Origin of the sequence: Pseudomonas gingeri (assembly GCF_013385635.1) — a bacterium.
Taxonomy (GTDB): domain Bacteria; phylum Pseudomonadota; class Gammaproteobacteria; order Pseudomonadales; family Pseudomonadaceae; genus Aquipseudomonas; species Aquipseudomonas gingeri_A.
In genome coordinates, this window is the sequence record NZ_JACAPR010000014.1 from 76,517 (window position 1) to 92,258 (window position 15,742).

Below are 15,742 nucleotides of genomic sequence, written 5' to 3' on the forward strand. Positions count from 1 at the left end.
CAAGCCAGCGCCTCCTACAGAAGCCAGTTCCCACAGGCTGCCCGATCAGAACAGGTCGATCGGTGCCGCTTCGTCCGCCGGCAGCGGGCTGCCCGGGGCGTTGCCGCCATTGCCCAGTTCATTGACCGACGGCGGCGTGTCTTCGCTCTTGAACAGCTCGAAGTAGGCATTGGGCGTCCCCGGCGTTGCCGCACGACCGCTGACCGGATCGACCCGCAGGCTGAGGATGCCTTCCGGCTCCGCCTGGGTGTGCGGCGGCATGCCCTTGAGTGCGGCCCCCATGTAATCCATCCAGATCGGCAGCGCCACCGTGCCGCCGAATTCGCGGCGACCGAGGCTTTCGGGCTGGTCGAAGCCGGTCCAGACGGTGGTGATGTAGTCGGCGTTGTAGCCGGTGAACCAGGCGTCCTTGGATTCGTTGGTGGTACCGGTCTTGCCCGCCAGGTCACTACGGCCCAGGGCCAGGGCGCGACGGCCGGTGCCGAGCTTGATCACGTCCTCGAGCATGCTGTTGAGGATAAAGGTGGTGCGCCCGTCGATGATGCGTTCGGCGACGGCCGGAGCCTGGGCGGCCGGAGCCGGAGCCTCGCCCGTGCTGTTGACGGTAAACGTCGGCTGGCCCGGTGCCGCGATGCCGCTGCTGGCCGCTTCGCCGGTCGGTACGCTGGGCGGGTTGGCGACGAACAGGGTGTCGCCATTGCGGCTTTCGATCTTGTCGATCAGGTACGGCGTGATCTTGTAGCCGCCATTGGCGAAAGTGCTCCAGCCGGTGGCGATCTCCATCGGCGTCAGGGTCGCGGTACCCAGGGCCAGGGACAGGTTGCGTGGCAGGTCCTGCTTGTTGAAGCCGAACTTGGCGATGTAGTCGATGGTCTTGTCGACGCCCAGGCTTTGCAGCAGGCGGATCGAAACCAGGTTGCGCGACTTGTACAGCGCTTCACGCATGCGGATCGGGCCGAGGAAGGTGTTGGTGTCGTTCTTCGGTCGCCAGACCTTGTCCAGGTACTCGTCGACGAACACGATCGGGGCGTCGTTGACCAGGCTGGCTGGCGTGTAGCCGTTGTCCAGGGCCGCGCTGTAGATGAACGGCTTGAAGCTCGAACCCGGCTGGCGCTTGGCCTGCATGGCGCGGTTGTAGTTGCTCTGCTCGAAGGCGAAGCCGCCGACCAGGGCACGAATCGCGCCGTTTTGCGGGTCAAGGGAGACCAGTGCGCTCTGCGCCGCCGGGACCTGGCTGAATTTCAGGCTGTTGTCGGCCTGGCGCTGGACGCGGATCAGGTCACCGACCTGGGCGACATCGGACGGCTGCTTCGGTGCGGCGCCGAGGCTGTTGGTGTTGAGGTACGGACGCGCCCATTTCATGGTGTCCCAGGCGACGAGCTCCGGGCCGTTGCGGGTCAGCACGTGCAGGATGTTCTTGTCCACCTGGGTGACGATCGCCGGTTCCAGGCCGCTGATGGGGCGCTGCTTGCCCAGTTCCGCGATCCAGGCATCGGTGGTCTTGCCGGGCAGGCGGGATTCGGGGCCGCGGTAGCCGTGGCGCTGGTCATAGGTGATCAAGCCTTCCTGGACGGCATGGTTGGCCAGCTCCTGGAGGTTGCTCGGGACCGTGGTGGTGACGCGGAAACCTTCGGTGTAGGCCTCGCTGCCATAACGACCGACCATTTCGGCGCGGGCCATTTCGGCGATATACGGCGCGTTCACTTCCGGCGTCGGCACGTGATAGCTGGCGTTGATCGGCTCGACGATGGCGGCCTGGTAGGCGGCTTCGTCGATCTTGCCCAGCTTGTACATGCGCCCCAGGATCCAGTCGCGACGTTCCTTGGCACGGACCGGGTTGGCCAACGGGTTGAAGCGCGACGGGGCTTTCGGCAGGCCGGCGATCATCGCCATCTGGGCCAGGGTGATGTCACGGATCGATTTACCGTAATACACCTGTGATGCGGCTTCGATACCGTAGGCGCGGTTGCCCAGGTAGATTTTGTTCACATACAGCTCGAGGATTTCATCCTTGGTCAGCTGGCGTTCGATCTGCAGGGCAAGAAGAATCTCGTTGGTCTTGCGCGAGAAGCTACGCTCGCTGGACAGGAAGAAGTTTTTCGCCACCTGCATGGTGATGGTGCTGCCGCCGGACTGGATGTGTCCGCTCTTGACCAATTGGGTCGCGGCGCGCATCAGGCTGCTGGGGTCGACGCCGTAGTGATTGGCAAAGTTGTCGTCTTCGGCACTGAGCAGGGCGTTGATGAAATTCGGTGGAATGTCGGCGAAGCGGATGGGGGAGCGGCGCATCTCGCCGAATTCGGCGATCAGTTTGCCATCGCTGGTGTAGACCCTGAGCGGAATCTGCAACTGGATGCTTCTCAGTGTCTCCACGGACGGCAAGCCCGGACTAAGATAAAGAAATGCGCCGCTCAGGACGAGCAGCAGCCCGCAGAATACGGCGACGAAAGACCACCCGAAAAACTTCAGCAGACGAATCAAGGCTTGTGGATTTCCAGATAAAAGAATGGGTTAGGCGTCAGGCTAAATTCACAGCAAGCGCTGGTTCGACGGCTCGGAGAAAAACGTGGGCATTATAAGCATTTTTTGGCGTTGAGCGTCATTTGCGCTTATGTCAAGACTGCTATTAAATGCCCATCATCATAAAGGGTCCGTAAGTCGCGGATAGTAATAGGGAATCGGTAGTGCTTGGACTCTTTGGCAAAAAAGCGCATTCGCTCCTGGGGATCGACATCAGTTCCACCTCGGTAAAACTCCTCGAATTGAGCCGTTCAGGCAATCGATATCGGGTCGAGTCCTACGCCGTGGAACCGCTGCCGCCTAACGCCGTGGTCGAGAAAAACATCGCCGAGCTCGAAGGTGTCGGCCAGGCCCTGACGCGGGTGCTGCTCAAGGCCAAGACCAGTGCGCGCCATGTGGCCGTCGCGGTCGCCGGTTCCGCGGTGATCACCAAGACCATCGAGATGGATGCCGGGCTTTCCGATGACGACATGGAGAGCCAGCTCAAGATCGAGGCCGACCAGTACATTCCCTATCCCCTCGAAGAAGTGGCCATCGACTTTGAAGTCCAGGGTTATTCGGCGCGCAATCCCGAGCGTGTCGAAGTGCTGCTGGCCGCCTGTCGGAAAGAAAACGTCGAGGTGCGCGAAGCGGCCCTGGCGCTGGCCGGGCTCGATGCCAAGGTGGTGGATGTCGAGGCCTATGCCCTGGAGCGCTCCTTTGGCCTGCTCGCGGCCCAGTTGGCCAGCGATCACGACCGGTTGACGGTCGCGGTGGTCGATATCGGCGCGACCATGACCACCCTCAGCGTGCTGCACAACGGCCGGATCATCTATACCCGTGAACAATTGTTCGGCGGTCGCCAGCTCACCGAGGAAATCCAGCGGCGCTACGGCCTGTCCAACGAAGAGGCGGGCCTGGCGAAGAAACAGGGCGGCCTGCCCGACGACTATGTCGCCGAGGTCCTGCAGCCCTTCAAGGACGCCGTGGTCCAGCAGGTGTCGCGTTCCCTGCAATTCTTCTTCGCTTCGGGCCAGTACAACGATGTCGACTACATTCTGCTGGCAGGCGGCACCGCCTCCATTGCCGGCCTCGATCACCTGATCCAGCAGCGGCTCGGTACGCCTACCCTGGTGGCCAACCCTTTCGCTGACATGGCGTTGAGCAGCAAGGTCAATGCCGGGGCACTGGCCAGTGATGCGCCGGCCCTGATGATCGCCTGCGGTCTGGCGTTGAGGAGTTTCGACTGATGGCGCGGATCAACCTTCTCCCCTGGCGCGAGCAACTGCGCGAAGAGCGGCGCAAGCGCTTCCTCACGGCCCTGGTCGGTGTGCTGGTGGCGGCCGTCGGCCTGGTGCTGATGACTGACCAGTACATCAGCAACTCCATCGATCACCAGACCGCGCGCAATGCCTACATGAACAAGGAGATCGCCCAGCTCGATGCGCGGATCAAGCAGATCAGCGAGCTCAAGGCGCGTCGCCAGCAATTGATCGAGCGGATGAAGATCATCCAGGACCTGCAAGGCAACCGGCCGATCAGCGGGCGGATCTTCGATCAACTGGCGCGAACCCTGCCTGATGGCGTGTATTTCACGGAAGTGAAGATGACCGGCAAGACCATTGCGCTCACCGGCGCGGCGGAGTCCAACAACCGGGTCTCGGACCTGATGCGCAACCTCGATGCCTCCGATTGGCTTGAAGCACCGAGCCTGACCGAGGTCAAGGCGACGACCGCCGGCGCGGTCGACCAGGCGAACGTGTTCCAGCTGAGCGTGCGCCAGACCCAGCCTCCGGTTCCGGGGGCCGCCAAATGAATGTCTCCGAATGGCTGGAAAACCTGCGCAAGATCGACCTCGCCGATCTCGACATGCAAAACATCGGTTCCTGGCCGGCGGCGGTCAAGGGTGCCTGCGGCGTGATCGTCGCGGTCCTGGTGCTGACCCTGGGCTACAACTTCTATATCAAGGACCTGACCGACCAGTTGGACCAGCAACGGGCCACGGAAGTCACCCTGAAGGAGCAGTTCGCGACCAAGGCGCACCTGGCGGCAAACCTGGAGGCCTACACCCAGCAGATGCTCGACATGGAGGCGTCCTTCGGCGCGCTGCTCAAGCAACTGCCCAGCGACACCGAGGTGCCGGGGCTGCTGGAAGACATCACCCGTACCGGGCTCGGCAGCGGACTGGAGTTCGAAGAGATCAAGCTGTTGCCCGAGGTGGCGCAGCAGTTCTATATCGAGCTGCCGATCCAGATCACCGTGACCGGTGCCTACCATGACCTGGCAACCTTTGTCAGTGGCGTGGCCAGCCTGCCGCGAATCGTCACCCTGCACGATTTCGAGATCAAGCCGGTCACCGCGAACAATGGCAACAAGCTGCGCATGAGCATCCTCGCCAAGACCTATCGCTACAACGACAAGGGGCTGCAGAAATGAGCCGCTTGCACGGGTTGTGCGTAGCAATGGCCGCGGTGCTGCTGGCCGGTTGTGGCAACAGCAATGACTTCAGTGACCTGGATGCCTACATGCGTGAAGTGCGTGCGCGGCCGGCCGGCAATATCGAACCGACACCGAAATTCATTTCCTACGAGGCGTTTACCTACAACGCCTCGTCGCTGCGCAGTCCGTTCCAGCCGCCGGTCAAGATCGACCTGGTGAACCGCCAGAAAGGTTCCCACGAGGTCAAGCCGGACCCGAACCGGACCAGGCAGTTTCTCGAAGGCTTCAATATCGAGCAGTTCGAGATGGTCGGTACGCTTTCCAATGCCAGCGGTACCTACGCCTTGCTGCGTGGGGCCGGTGGCGTCCATCGTTTGAAAGTGGGTGATTACCTGGGACGCAACGAGGGTCGGATCGTGGCCATCACCGACTCCCAGGTCGAGGTGATCGAAATCGTTCCGGACGGTGAAGGCACCTGGCTGGAACGGCCGCGCACCATCCCTTTGAAAGAGCACTCATAGTGGAACTCGATATGAACAGGATTATTTCCACCTTCGGCATTTCGCTATGGATGGCGCTGGTGTCGCCGATGGTGCTGGCCGCCAACCTGAAGACCCTCGATGTGGCGGCGCTGCCCGGGGATCGGGTTGAGCTCAAGCTGGCCTTCGACAGCGCACCCGCGGCCCCTCACGGCTACACCACCGATCAGCCGGCGCGGATTGCCCTGGACCTGACCGGGGTGGCCAGCCAGTTGACCACCAAGACCCGTGACCTGGGCGTGGGCAACGCGCGCAGCGTGACCGTGGTGGAAGCCAAGGATCGGACCCGGCTGATCATCAACCTGACCAAGCTGGTGCCCTACAGCACCCGTATCGAGGGTAACAACCTGTTCGTGGTGGTCGGCCAGGGCGCGGCGCTTGCCGCTCCAGGCCAGGCCAGTGCCGCCCGGCCGGCGGCTGCGGTGGCGCAACCGGCGCGTGCGGCACCCAAGCCCTACGTAGCGGCGGGCAAGGCCATTCGCAATATCGACTTCCAGCGTGGCGAGCAGGGCGAAGGCAACGTGGTCATCGAACTCTCCGACCCGTCCATCAGCCCGGATATCCAGGAAAAAGGCGGCAAGATCAGCGTGGAGTTCCCGCGCACCCAACTGCCCGACCCCCTGCGTGTACGCCTGGACGTGAAGGATTTCGCCACGCCGGTGCAATTCGTCAATGCCACCGCCTCTGCCGATCGGGCGAGTATTTCCATCGAGCCGAGCGGCGCCTTCGACTATTCGACGTACCAGACCGACAACAAGTTGACCATCAGTGTCCGCCCGCTGACTGTCGACGACCTGCAACGGCGTAATGCCGAGCGGTTTGTCTACAGCGGTGAAAAGCTCTCGCTGAACTTCCAGGACATCGACGTGCGCTCGGTGCTGCAACTGATCGCCGACTTCACCAACCTGAACCTGGTGGCCAGCGACACGGTGCAGGGCGGGATTACCTTGCGCCTGCAGAACGTGCCTTGGGACCAGGCACTGGACCTGGTGCTCAAGACCAAGGGCCTGGACAAACGCAAGATCGGCAACGTCCTGCTGGTGGCGCCGGCGGACGAGATCGCCGCGCGTGAACGCCAGGAACTGGAATCGCAGAAACAGATCGCCGAACTGGCGCCGCTGCGCCGCGAGCTGCTGCAGGTCAACTACGCGAAGGCGGCGGATATCGCCAAGCTGTTCCAGTCGGTGACCAGTGCCGAAGCCAAGGGCGACGAGCGTGGCTCGATCACCGTGGATGACCGCACGAACAACATCATTGCCTACCAGACCCAGGACCGCCTCGACGAATTGCGGCGGATCGTGGCGCAACTGGATATTCCGGTGCGCCAGGTGATGATCGAGGCGCGTATCGTCGAGGCCAACGTCGGTTATGACAAGCAGCTGGGCGCCCGTTGGGGCGGCAGCATCTCGGGCGGCAACTGGAAAGGCAGCGGCGGTTCGCCGACGTTGTCGAAGTTGACTGGCCAGAGCGCCAGCACACCGTTCGTCGACCTGGGTGCAACCACGGCGACCTCCGGTATCGGCATCGGCTTCGTCACCGACAACACTATCCTCGACCTGGAACTGAGCGCGATGGAGAAAACCGGCAACGGTGAAGTCGTGTCGCAGCCCAAGGTGGTCACCTCCGACAAGGAAACCGCGAAAATCCTCAAGGGCACGGAGATTCCGTACCAGGAATCCAGCTCCAGCGGTGCCACCTCGGTGTCCTTCAAGGAAGCGTCGCTGTCCCTTGAGGTCACGCCGCAGATCACCCCGGACAACCGCATCATCATGGAAGTGAAGGTCACCAAGGACGAGCCGGACTACCAGAACGTGCTCAACAACGTGCCGCCGATCAAGAAGAACGAAGTCAATGCCAAGGTGCTGGTCAACGACGGTGAAACCGTGGTGATCGGTGGCGTGTTCTCCAATACTCAGAGCAAAACCGAAGAGAAGGTGCCATTTCTTGGCGATGTGCCGTATGTTGGCCGCCTTTTCCGCCGAGACATTGTCTCGGAAGCAAAATCCGAGCTGCTGGTATTCCTGACTCCGCGTATCATGAATAACCAGGCGATTGCTGTGAGTCGTTGATTCTGTGCGAAATTTGATTCTTGTTGGGCCTATGGGGGCTGGAAAAAGCACCATAGGCCGCTTGCTGGCCAAAGAGCTGCGCCTGCCTTTCAAAGATTCCGATAAGGAAATTGAACTGCGCACGGGCGCCAATATCCCGTGGATCTTCGATAAGGAAGGCGAGCCGGGCTTTCGCGATCGTGAGCAAGCGATGATTGCCGAGCTGTGCGCAGCCGACGGTGTGGTCCTGGCCACGGGCGGCGGTGCGGTCATGCGCGATGAAAATCGCCAGGCCCTGCACGCCGGCGGACGGGTCGTCTACCTGCATGCTTCAGTGGAGCAGCAGGTGGGCCGCACCGCCCGTGATCGCAACCGTCCGCTGTTGCGTACCGCCGATCCGGCCAAGACCCTGCGGGATCTGTTGGCGATCCGTGATCCGCTTTATCGGGAAATCGCCGATCTGGTGGTGGAAACCGATGAACGGCCGCCACGCATGGTGGTACTGGATATCCTTGAACGCTTGCAGCAGCTACCTCCCCGTTAAAGCGCAGGGCGAAATGCGCTATCCTCGACGCCCGCCATGCTCGGTGTCGGTCATGGCTCAAGGCCATTGGGGGGCGCCGGAAACGGACGCCGCCAACAATCGTTAATCCTGAGACTGGACGCCCGCGTCCATCTTCACTGTGGGGACACATGCAGACACTTAAGGTCGATCTTGGCGAGCGTAGCTACCCGATTCATATTGGCGAAGGGCTGCTGGACAAGCCTGAGCTACTGACGCCGCACATTGCCGGTCGGCAAGTCGCAATCATCTCCAACGAAACCGTCGCCCCGCTCTATCTTGAACGCCTGAGCCGTAGCCTGGCGGCCTATTCGGTGATCTCGGTGGTCCTGCCCGACGGCGAAGCCTTCAAGACCTGGGAAACCCTGCAACTGATTTTCGACGGCCTGCTGAGCGCCCGGCACGATCGCCGGACCACGGTCATCGCCCTGGGTGGCGGCGTCATCGGTGACATGGCCGGTTTCGCCGCGGCCTGCTATCAGCGCGGGGTGGATTTTATCCAGGTTCCGACTACCTTGTTGTCTCAAGTCGATTCGTCGGTGGGCGGCAAGACCGGCATCAACCATCCGCTGGGCAAGAACATGGTCGGTGCCTTCTATCAGCCCAATGTGGTGCTGATCGATACCGCGACCCTGAACACGCTGCCGGCGCGCGAACTGTCGGCGGGGCTGGCCGAGGTCATCAAGTACGGCCTGATCTGCGACGAGCCGTTCCTGACCTGGCTGGAAGAGCATGTCGATGCCTTGCGCGGCCTCGACCAGGCAGCCCTGACCGAGGCCATCGAGCGCTCCTGTGCGGCCAAGGCGGCCGTGGTCGGCGCCGATGAGCGCGAGACCGGGGTGCGCGCCACCCTCAACCTCGGGCACACCTTCGGTCATGCCATCGAAACCCATATGGGCTACGGTGTCTGGCTGCATGGCGAAGCCGTGGCGGCGGGGACGGTGATGGCGCTGGAGATGTCCGCGCGCCTGGGCTGGATCACCGACGCCGAGCGCGATCGCGGTATCCGCTTGTTCCAGCGCGCGGGATTGCCGGTCATTCCTCCCGAGGAGATGACCGAGGCCGATTTTCTCGAACACATGGCAATTGACAAGAAAGTGATCGACGGTCGTTTACGTCTGGTGTTGTTGCGCCGCATGGGCGAAGCCGTAGTGACCGACGATTATCCGAAAGAGGTTCTACAGGCCACGCTGGGGGCGGACTACCGCGCTCTGGCTCAGCTTAAAGGTTGATAAGATTCCGATGACTAGTTTGCATGCCGACGAGGCTTTCCTCGGCCATTATCAGTTGAGTCACGACCCTTTTGCTCCACGGGTGCCTGGCTTCAAATTTTTCCCGGCCCAGCGCAAACCGGTGCTGGGGCAATTGCATCACCTGGCCCGCTACAGCCAGTTGCTGCTGGTGGTGACCGGCCCGCAGGGCAGCGGCAAGACCTTGCTGCGCCAGGCGCTGGTGGCGAGCACCAACAAGCAGTCGGTGCAGAGCGTGGTGGTGTCGGCCCGTGGCGCCGGCGACGCGGTGGGTGTGTTGCGCCAGATCGCCCAGGCCCTGAATGTGGCCCAGGCCGAGATCGGTTCGATCCTGGCGCAGGTGGTGCAGTTGGCGCTGACCGGCCAGGAAGTCTATCTGCTGGTGGACGACGCTGAACAACTCGACGATTCCGCGATCGAAGCCTTGCTGGCATTGGCGGCTGGTGCGCCGGAAGGCCGTCCGCACGTCTTCCTGTTCGGCGAGTCGTCGATGATTGCCGGCCTGGAGCAGCAGGGCGCGGAGGAAGAGCGCTTCCACGTGATCGAGCTGCAGCCCTACACCGAAGAGGAAACACGCGAATACCTGGCCCAGCGTCTTGAGGGCGCGGGCCAGGGAATCGAACTTTTTTCCGCTGAGCAGATCACTGAGATTCACGAAAGCGCCGAGGGCTGGCCTGGCAATATCAACCAGGTCGCTCGTGACGCCATGATCGAGGCCATGATTGCCAGCCGCTCCGCGGTCAAGCGACCAAGTATGGGGTTCAAGATGTCGAAGAAATACGTGTTGGCATTATCCGGGGTGGTGGTGGTCGCTATCGCCGCGGCCTGGATGAGTTCCGGCCGCAGCAAGGCGCCAGTGACCGCCGGTACGCCGGCCAGCGAGCAGGCCCAGTTGCCGCTGGGGCAAACGCCGAAGCCGAATGCCGCGGGTGGTCCCGCGGTGGAGTTCGCCGGTAATTCGCAACCGATGCCGCTGCCGTTGGTCGGTCAGTCGCAGCCGGTGATGCGTGGTCCGCTGGCCGAAGCCGCGGGTGGCATGACCGAAGGTGACGACGGTGGTGCGCCAGCGGTTGACGGCGGTGTGGCCCAGCCGCCGACCGTCACCACCACGGCGCCGCCCCTCGGTGTTCCGGCCGGCCCGACCCCGACTCCGGCAGCCCGTCCAACGCCTGCCCAGGTCGCTGCGGCCAAGCCGGCAGCGCCTGTCGCCAAGCCTGCGCAGACACCGGTACCGGTGCCCGCCAAGCCGGTGGCCAAGGCCGAGAAGCCGGTCGAGAAGCCGGTAGCGGCCGCCAAGCCTGCCGCCGGTGGCAGCTGGTACGCCGGCCAGACGCCGAGTCACTACGTGGTGCAGATCCTCGGCACCAGTTCGGAAGCCACGGCCCAGAATTTCGTCAAGGAACAGGGCGGCGAGTACCGTTATTTCAAGAAAGTGCTCAACGGCAAGCCTCTCTACGTGATCACTTATGGCAGCTTCCCGAGCCGCGATGCGGCAGTTACTGCTATCAAGGCCTTGCCAGCGAAGGTTCAGGCTGGTAAACCTTGGCCTCGCACTGTCGCCAGCGTCCAACAGGACCTCGCCACAACTCGCTGATGATTCGGCGGCCTTACCCAGGCCGCCCTCCCGGCACCTCAAAATTTCCACCTGAGCGCGCAGCCTCAAAGCTGCGTGCCTTGTGGTGTCTGCGTCACGGTAGATTTGAGTCGTAGCGGTCAGAATTCAAAAATGTTTTGACTAGCACGAGATATCGCTTTAAACCTTTCATAAATGCGACATAGATTTGCGACATTTCGTCGCTAAATTTGTGAGCTTCTGTGTCGGTGTGTACAATGACCTCCCTTTTGCCCCTGCAAAGCCGGCGTACGTTCGGCGTGGATGGTAAGTGGTTGAATTGAAAAGAAATTTGCCTCGATAAGAGGCAGCCTGGTGAGAAAGTGTCTATGAAAGCAGGTCTGTACCAACCAGATGAATTCAAGGATAACTGCGGTTTCGGCCTGATTGCTCACATGCAAGGCGAGCCCAGTCATCACCTGTTGCAGACGGCCATTGAGGCCCTGACCTGCATGACCCACCGTGGTGGGATCAACGCCGACGGCAAGACCGGTGACGGTTGCGGCCTTCTGATTCAGAAGCCGGACCAGTTCCTGCGTGCCGTCGCCAAATCGACATTCGGTAGCGATCTGCCCAAGCAGTACGCGGTGGGCATGGTGTTCTTCAACCAGGACCCGGTCAAAGCCGAAGCAGCCCGCGAACACATGAATCGTGAAATCCTCGCGGCCGGCCTGCAACTGGTGGGCTGGCGCAAGGTGCCGATCGATACCAGCGTCCTCGGCCGCCTGGCCCTGGAGCGCCTGCCGCAGATCGAGCAGGTATTCATCGGCGGCGAAGGCCTGAGTGACCAGGCGTTCGCCATCAAGCTGTTCAGTGCCCGTCGTCGTTCGTCGGTGGCCAACGCCGCCGATACCGACCACTACATCTGCAGCTTTTCGCACAAGACCATCATCTATAAAGGCCTGATGATGCCGGCGGACCTGACCGCCTTTTATCCGGACCTCAACGATCCGACGCTGCAGACCGCCATCTGCGTGTTCCACCAGCGTTTCTCCACCAACACCCTGCCGAAATGGCCGCTGGCGCAACCGTTCCGCTTCCTGGCGCACAACGGCGAGATCAACACCATCACCGGCAACCGCAACTGGGCCCAGGCCCGGCGCACCAAGTTCGCCAATGACCTGATCCCCGATCTCGACGAACTGGGCCCGCTGGTCAACCGCGTCGGCTCCGACTCCTCGAGCATGGACAACATGCTCGAACTGATGGTGACTGGCGGTATCGACCTGTTCCGCGGTGTGCGCATGCTGATTCCGCCGGCGTGGCAGAACGTCGAGACCATGGACGCCGACCTGCGCGCGTTCTATGAATTCAACTCTATGCACATGGAACCGTGGGACGGCCCGGCGGGTGTCGTGATGACCGAGGGTCGCCACGCGGTCTGCCTGCTCGACCGCAACGGTCTGCGCCCGGCGCGCTGGGTGACCACCAAGAACGGCTATATCACCCTGGCGTCGGAAATCGGCGTGTGGAACTACAAGCCGGAAGATGTCATCGCCAAGGGCCGCGTCGGGCCTGGGCAGATCTTCGCCGTGGACACCGAGACCGGCCAGATCCTCGACACCGATTCCATCGACAACCGCCTGAAGTCGCGTCATCCGTACAAGCAGTGGCTGCGCAAGAATGCCTTGCGCATCCAGGCGACCATGGAAGACAACGACCATGGTTCGGCGTTCTACAACGTCGAGCAGCTCAAGCAGTACATGAAGATGTACCAGGTCACGTTCGAAGAGCGCGACCAGGTGCTGCGTCCGTTGGGCGAGCAGGGCTACGAGGCGGTCGGCTCCATGGGCGACGACACGCCGATGGCGGTCCTGTCCCAGCGCGTGCGCACGCCGTACGACTATTTCCGCCAGCAGTTCGCCCAGGTGACCAACCCGCCGATCGATCCGCTGCGTGAAGCCATCGTCATGTCGCTGGAGATCTGCCTCGGTGCCGAGCGCAACATCTTCGAAGAGTCGCCGGAACACGCCTCGCGGGTGATCCTCAGCTCGCCGGTGATTTCCCCGGCCAAGTGGCGCTCGCTGATGAACCTGGAGCGTCCGGGCTTCGAACGCCAGATCATCGACCTGAACTACGACGAGAGCGTCGGCCTGGAAGCGGCCGTGCGCAACATCGCCGACCAGGCCGAGGAAGCCGTGCGCGCCGGACGGACCCAGATCGTCCTCAGCGACCGCCATATCGCTCCGGGCAAGCTGCCGGTGCACGCGTCTCTGGCGACCGGTGCCGTGCACCACCGCCTGACCGAAAAAGGCCTGCGTTGCGACAGCAACATCCTGGTCGAGACCGCCACCGCCCGCGACCCGCATCACTTCGCGGTGCTGATCGGTTTCGGTGCGTCGGCGGTCTATCCGTTCCTCGCCTATGAAGTGCTGGGCGACCTGATCCGTACCGGTGAAGTGCTGGGCGATCTGTACGAAGTCTTCAAGAACTACCGCAAGGGCATCACCAAGGGCCTGCTGAAGATCCTCTCGAAAATGGGTATCTCCACCATCGCCTCGTACCGTGGTGCGCAACTGTTCGAGGCCATCGGCCTGTCCGAGGAAGTGGTCGGCCTGAGCTTCCGTGGCGTGCCGAGTCGGATCAAGGGGGCGCGTTTCGTCGACCTCGAAGCCGAACAGAAGCTGCTGGCGACCGAAGCCTGGAGCGCGCGCAAGCCGATCCAGCAAGGCGGCCTGCTGAAGTTTGTCTACGGTGGCGAATACCACGCCTACAACCCGGATGTGGTCAGCACCCTGCAAGCCGCCGTGCAGCAGGGCGACTACAGCAAGTTCAAGGAATACACCGCGCTGGTGGACAACCGTCCGGTGTCGATGATCCGCGACCTGTTCAAGGTGAAGACCTTGGACACGCCGCTGTCGATCAGCGACATCGAGCCGCTGGAGTCGATCCTCAAGCGTTTCGACTCGGCGGGTATTTCCCTTGGCGCCTTGTCGCCGGAAGCCCACGAAGCCCTGGCCGAAGCCATGAACCGCCTGGGTGCGCGTTCCAACTCCGGTGAAGGCGGCGAAGACCCGGCACGCTACGGCACCATCAAGAGCTCGAAAATCAAGCAGGTGGCGACCGGCCGTTTCGGTGTGACCCCGGAATACCTGGTCAATGCCGAAGTGCTGCAAATCAAGGTGGCCCAGGGCGCCAAGCCCGGTGAAGGCGGCCAGTTGCCTGGCGGCAAGGTCAACGGCCTGATCGCCAAGCTGCGTTATGCGGTGCCGGGCGTGACCCTGATCTCGCCACCGCCGCACCACGACATCTATTCCATCGAAGACTTGTCGCAGCTGATCTTCGACCTGAAACAGGTCAACCCGCAGGCGCTGGTCTCGGTCAAGCTGGTGGCGGAAGCCGGCGTCGGCACCATCGCTGCCGGCGTGGCGAAAGCTTATGCCGACCTGATCACCATCTCCGGTTACGACGGCGGCACCGGTGCTTCACCGCTGACCTCGATCAAGTACGCCGGTGCGCCGTGGGAACTCGGCCTTGCCGAAACCCACCAGACCCTGCGCGGCAACGACCTGCGCGGCAAGGTCCGGGTACAGACCGACGGTGGCCTGAAAACCGGCCTCGACGTGATCAAGGCGGCCATCCTCGGTGCCGAGAGCTTCGGCTTCGGCACTGCGCCGATGATCGCCCTGGGCTGCAAGTACTTGCGCATCTGCCACCTGAACAACTGCGCCACCGGCGTGGCGACCCAGAACGAGAAGCTGCGCAAGGACCACTACATCGGCACCGTCGACATGGTGGTGAACTTCTTCACCTACGTCGCCGAGGAAACCCGCGAGTGGCTGGCGAAGCTCGGCGTGCGCAGCCTCGAAGAACTGATCGGGCGTACCGACCTGCTGGAAATCCTCCAGGGCGAAACCGCCAAGCAGAATCACCTGGACCTGACGCCGCTGCTGGGCAGCGATCACATCCCGGTGGACAAGCCGCAGTTCTGCCAGGTCGACCGCAACCCGCCGTTCGACAAGGGCCTGCTGGCCGAGAAGATGGTCGAAATGGCCAAATCGGCGATCAACGACCTGAGCGGTGCCGACTTCTCCCTGGATATCTGCAACTGCGACCGTTCCATCGGTGCGCGGATCTCCGGTGAAATCGCCCGTGTCCACGGCAACCAGGGCATGGCCAAGGCGCCGATCACCTTCCGCTTCAAGGGCACTGCCGGGCAGAGCTTCGGCGTGTGGAACGCCGGTGGCCTGAACCTGTACCTCGAAGGCGATGCCAACGACTACGTGGGCAAGGGCATGACCGGTGGCAAGCTGGTGATCGTTCCGCCCAAAGGCAGTGCCTACAAGACCCAGGACAGCGCCATTATCGGCAACACCTGCCTGTACGGTGCGACCGGAGGCAAGCTGTTCGCCGCCGGTACCGCGGGCGAGCGTTTCGCCGTGCGTAACTCCGGTGCCCACACCGTGGTGGAAGGCACCGGCGATCACTGCTGCGAGTACATGACCGGTGGTTTTGTCGCGGTACTGGGCAAGACCGGCTACAACTTCGGTTCGGGCATGACCGGCGGTTTCGCCTACGTGCTGGACCAGGACAATACCTTTGTCGACAAGGTGAACCACGAGTTGGTGGAGATCCAGCGGATCAGCGGCGAAGCGATGGAATCCTATCGCAGCCACCTGCAACGCGTGCTGGACGAGTATGTCGAGGAGACCGATAGCGAATGGGGTCGTAACCTCGCCGAGAACCTGGACGACTACCTGCGGCGCTTCTGGCTGGTCAAGCCGAAGGCGGCGACCCTGAAGTCGTTGCTGTCCAGCACCCGTGCCAACCCGCAGTGATGCGCCTGAAGAGTT

The 15,742-nt window shown here is 62.4% G+C and carries 10 protein-coding genes; 9 read left to right on the top strand and 1 reads right to left on the bottom strand.

Features of this window, described 5'->3' with window-relative positions; translation table 11 throughout:
• Positions 1 to 45: 45 nt before the first annotated feature.
• On the bottom strand, positions 46 to 2,481 hold the full coding sequence (locus tag HX851_RS21440; protein WP_177062840.1) for a penicillin-binding protein 1A: 2,436 nt from the start codon (positions 2,479 to 2,481) through the stop codon (positions 46 to 48).
• Positions 2,482 to 2,684: 203 nt separating this feature from the next.
• Here HX851_RS21440 and HX851_RS21445 point away from each other — a divergent pair, with 203 nt between their 5' ends.
• The 9 genes from HX851_RS21445 to gltB all read left to right on the top strand — a co-directional run bounded on the left by HX851_RS21445 (position 2,685) and on the right by gltB (position 15,727).
• Complete coding sequence (locus tag HX851_RS21445) at positions 2,685 to 3,749, top strand: pilus assembly protein PilM (RefSeq protein WP_177062839.1); 1,065 nt, start codon at positions 2,685 to 2,687, stop codon at positions 3,747 to 3,749.
• Complete coding sequence (locus HX851_RS21450; protein WP_017126914.1) at positions 3,749 to 4,315, top strand: PilN domain-containing protein; 567 nt, start codon at positions 3,749 to 3,751, stop codon at positions 4,313 to 4,315. Before HX851_RS21445 ends, HX851_RS21450 begins: the two co-directional genes overlap by 1 nt.
• Complete coding sequence (pilO, locus tag HX851_RS21455; RefSeq protein ID WP_177062838.1) at positions 4,312 to 4,935, top strand: type 4a pilus biogenesis protein PilO; 624 nt, start codon at positions 4,312 to 4,314, stop codon at positions 4,933 to 4,935. Before HX851_RS21450 ends, pilO begins: the two co-directional genes overlap by 4 nt.
• Positions 4,932 to 5,459 carry a type 4a pilus biogenesis lipoprotein PilP gene (gene pilP / locus HX851_RS21460; protein WP_177062837.1) on the top strand — a complete coding sequence of 176 codons (528 nt, stop codon included), beginning with the start codon at positions 4,932 to 4,934 and terminating at the stop codon, positions 5,457 to 5,459. Before pilO ends, pilP begins: the two co-directional genes overlap by 4 nt.
• Positions 5,460 to 5,470: 11 nt before the next feature.
• Positions 5,471 to 7,546 (top strand): type IV pilus secretin PilQ, encoded by a 2,076-nt coding sequence (locus tag HX851_RS21465; RefSeq protein WP_177062836.1) that lies wholly within the window; start codon positions 5,471 to 5,473, stop codon positions 7,544 to 7,546.
• A gap of 4 nt (positions 7,547 to 7,550) precedes the next feature.
• Positions 7,551 to 8,069, top strand: a complete 519-nt coding sequence (aroK, locus tag HX851_RS21470) for a shikimate kinase AroK (RefSeq protein WP_042935610.1) — start codon at positions 7,551 to 7,553, stop codon at positions 8,067 to 8,069.
• A 149-nt stretch (positions 8,070 to 8,218) separates the two neighbouring features.
• A complete protein-coding gene (aroB, locus tag HX851_RS21475) occupies positions 8,219 to 9,319 on the top strand; it encodes a 3-dehydroquinate synthase (protein ID WP_177062835.1) in 1,101 nt (366 codons plus the stop codon).
• 10 nt (positions 9,320 to 9,329) lie between these two features.
• Positions 9,330 to 10,931 carry an SPOR domain-containing protein gene (locus HX851_RS21480; protein WP_177062834.1) on the top strand — a complete coding sequence of 534 codons (1,602 nt, stop codon included), beginning with the start codon at positions 9,330 to 9,332 and terminating at the stop codon, positions 10,929 to 10,931.
• A 347-nt stretch (positions 10,932 to 11,278) separates the two neighbouring features.
• Positions 11,279 to 15,727: a glutamate synthase large subunit gene (gene gltB / locus HX851_RS21485; RefSeq protein ID WP_177062833.1), complete on the top strand. Its 4,449-nt coding sequence runs from the start codon at positions 11,279 to 11,281 to the stop codon at positions 15,725 to 15,727.
• The last annotated feature ends 15 nt before the right edge of the window (positions 15,728 to 15,742 follow it).

Excerpts from the sequence above, each read along its gene's own strand:
- HX851_RS21450 (WP_017126914.1), top strand. The coding sequence starts at position 3,749 with ATGGCGCGGATCAACCTTCTCCCCTGGCGCGAGCAACTGCGCGAAGAG.
- pilO (WP_177062838.1), top strand. The coding sequence starts at position 4,312 with ATGAATGTCTCCGAATGGCTGGAAAACCTGCGCAAGATCGACCTCGCC.
- pilP (WP_177062837.1), top strand. The coding sequence starts at position 4,932 with ATGAGCCGCTTGCACGGGTTGTGCGTAGCAATGGCCGCGGTGCTGCTG.
- HX851_RS21465 (WP_177062836.1), top strand. The coding sequence starts at position 5,471 with ATGAACAGGATTATTTCCACCTTCGGCATTTCGCTATGGATGGCGCTG.
- aroB (WP_177062835.1), top strand. The coding sequence starts at position 8,219 with ATGCAGACACTTAAGGTCGATCTTGGCGAGCGTAGCTACCCGATTCAT.
- HX851_RS21480 (WP_177062834.1), top strand. The coding sequence starts at position 9,330 with ATGACTAGTTTGCATGCCGACGAGGCTTTCCTCGGCCATTATCAGTTG.
- gltB (WP_177062833.1), top strand. The coding sequence starts at position 11,279 with ATGAAAGCAGGTCTGTACCAACCAGATGAATTCAAGGATAACTGCGGT.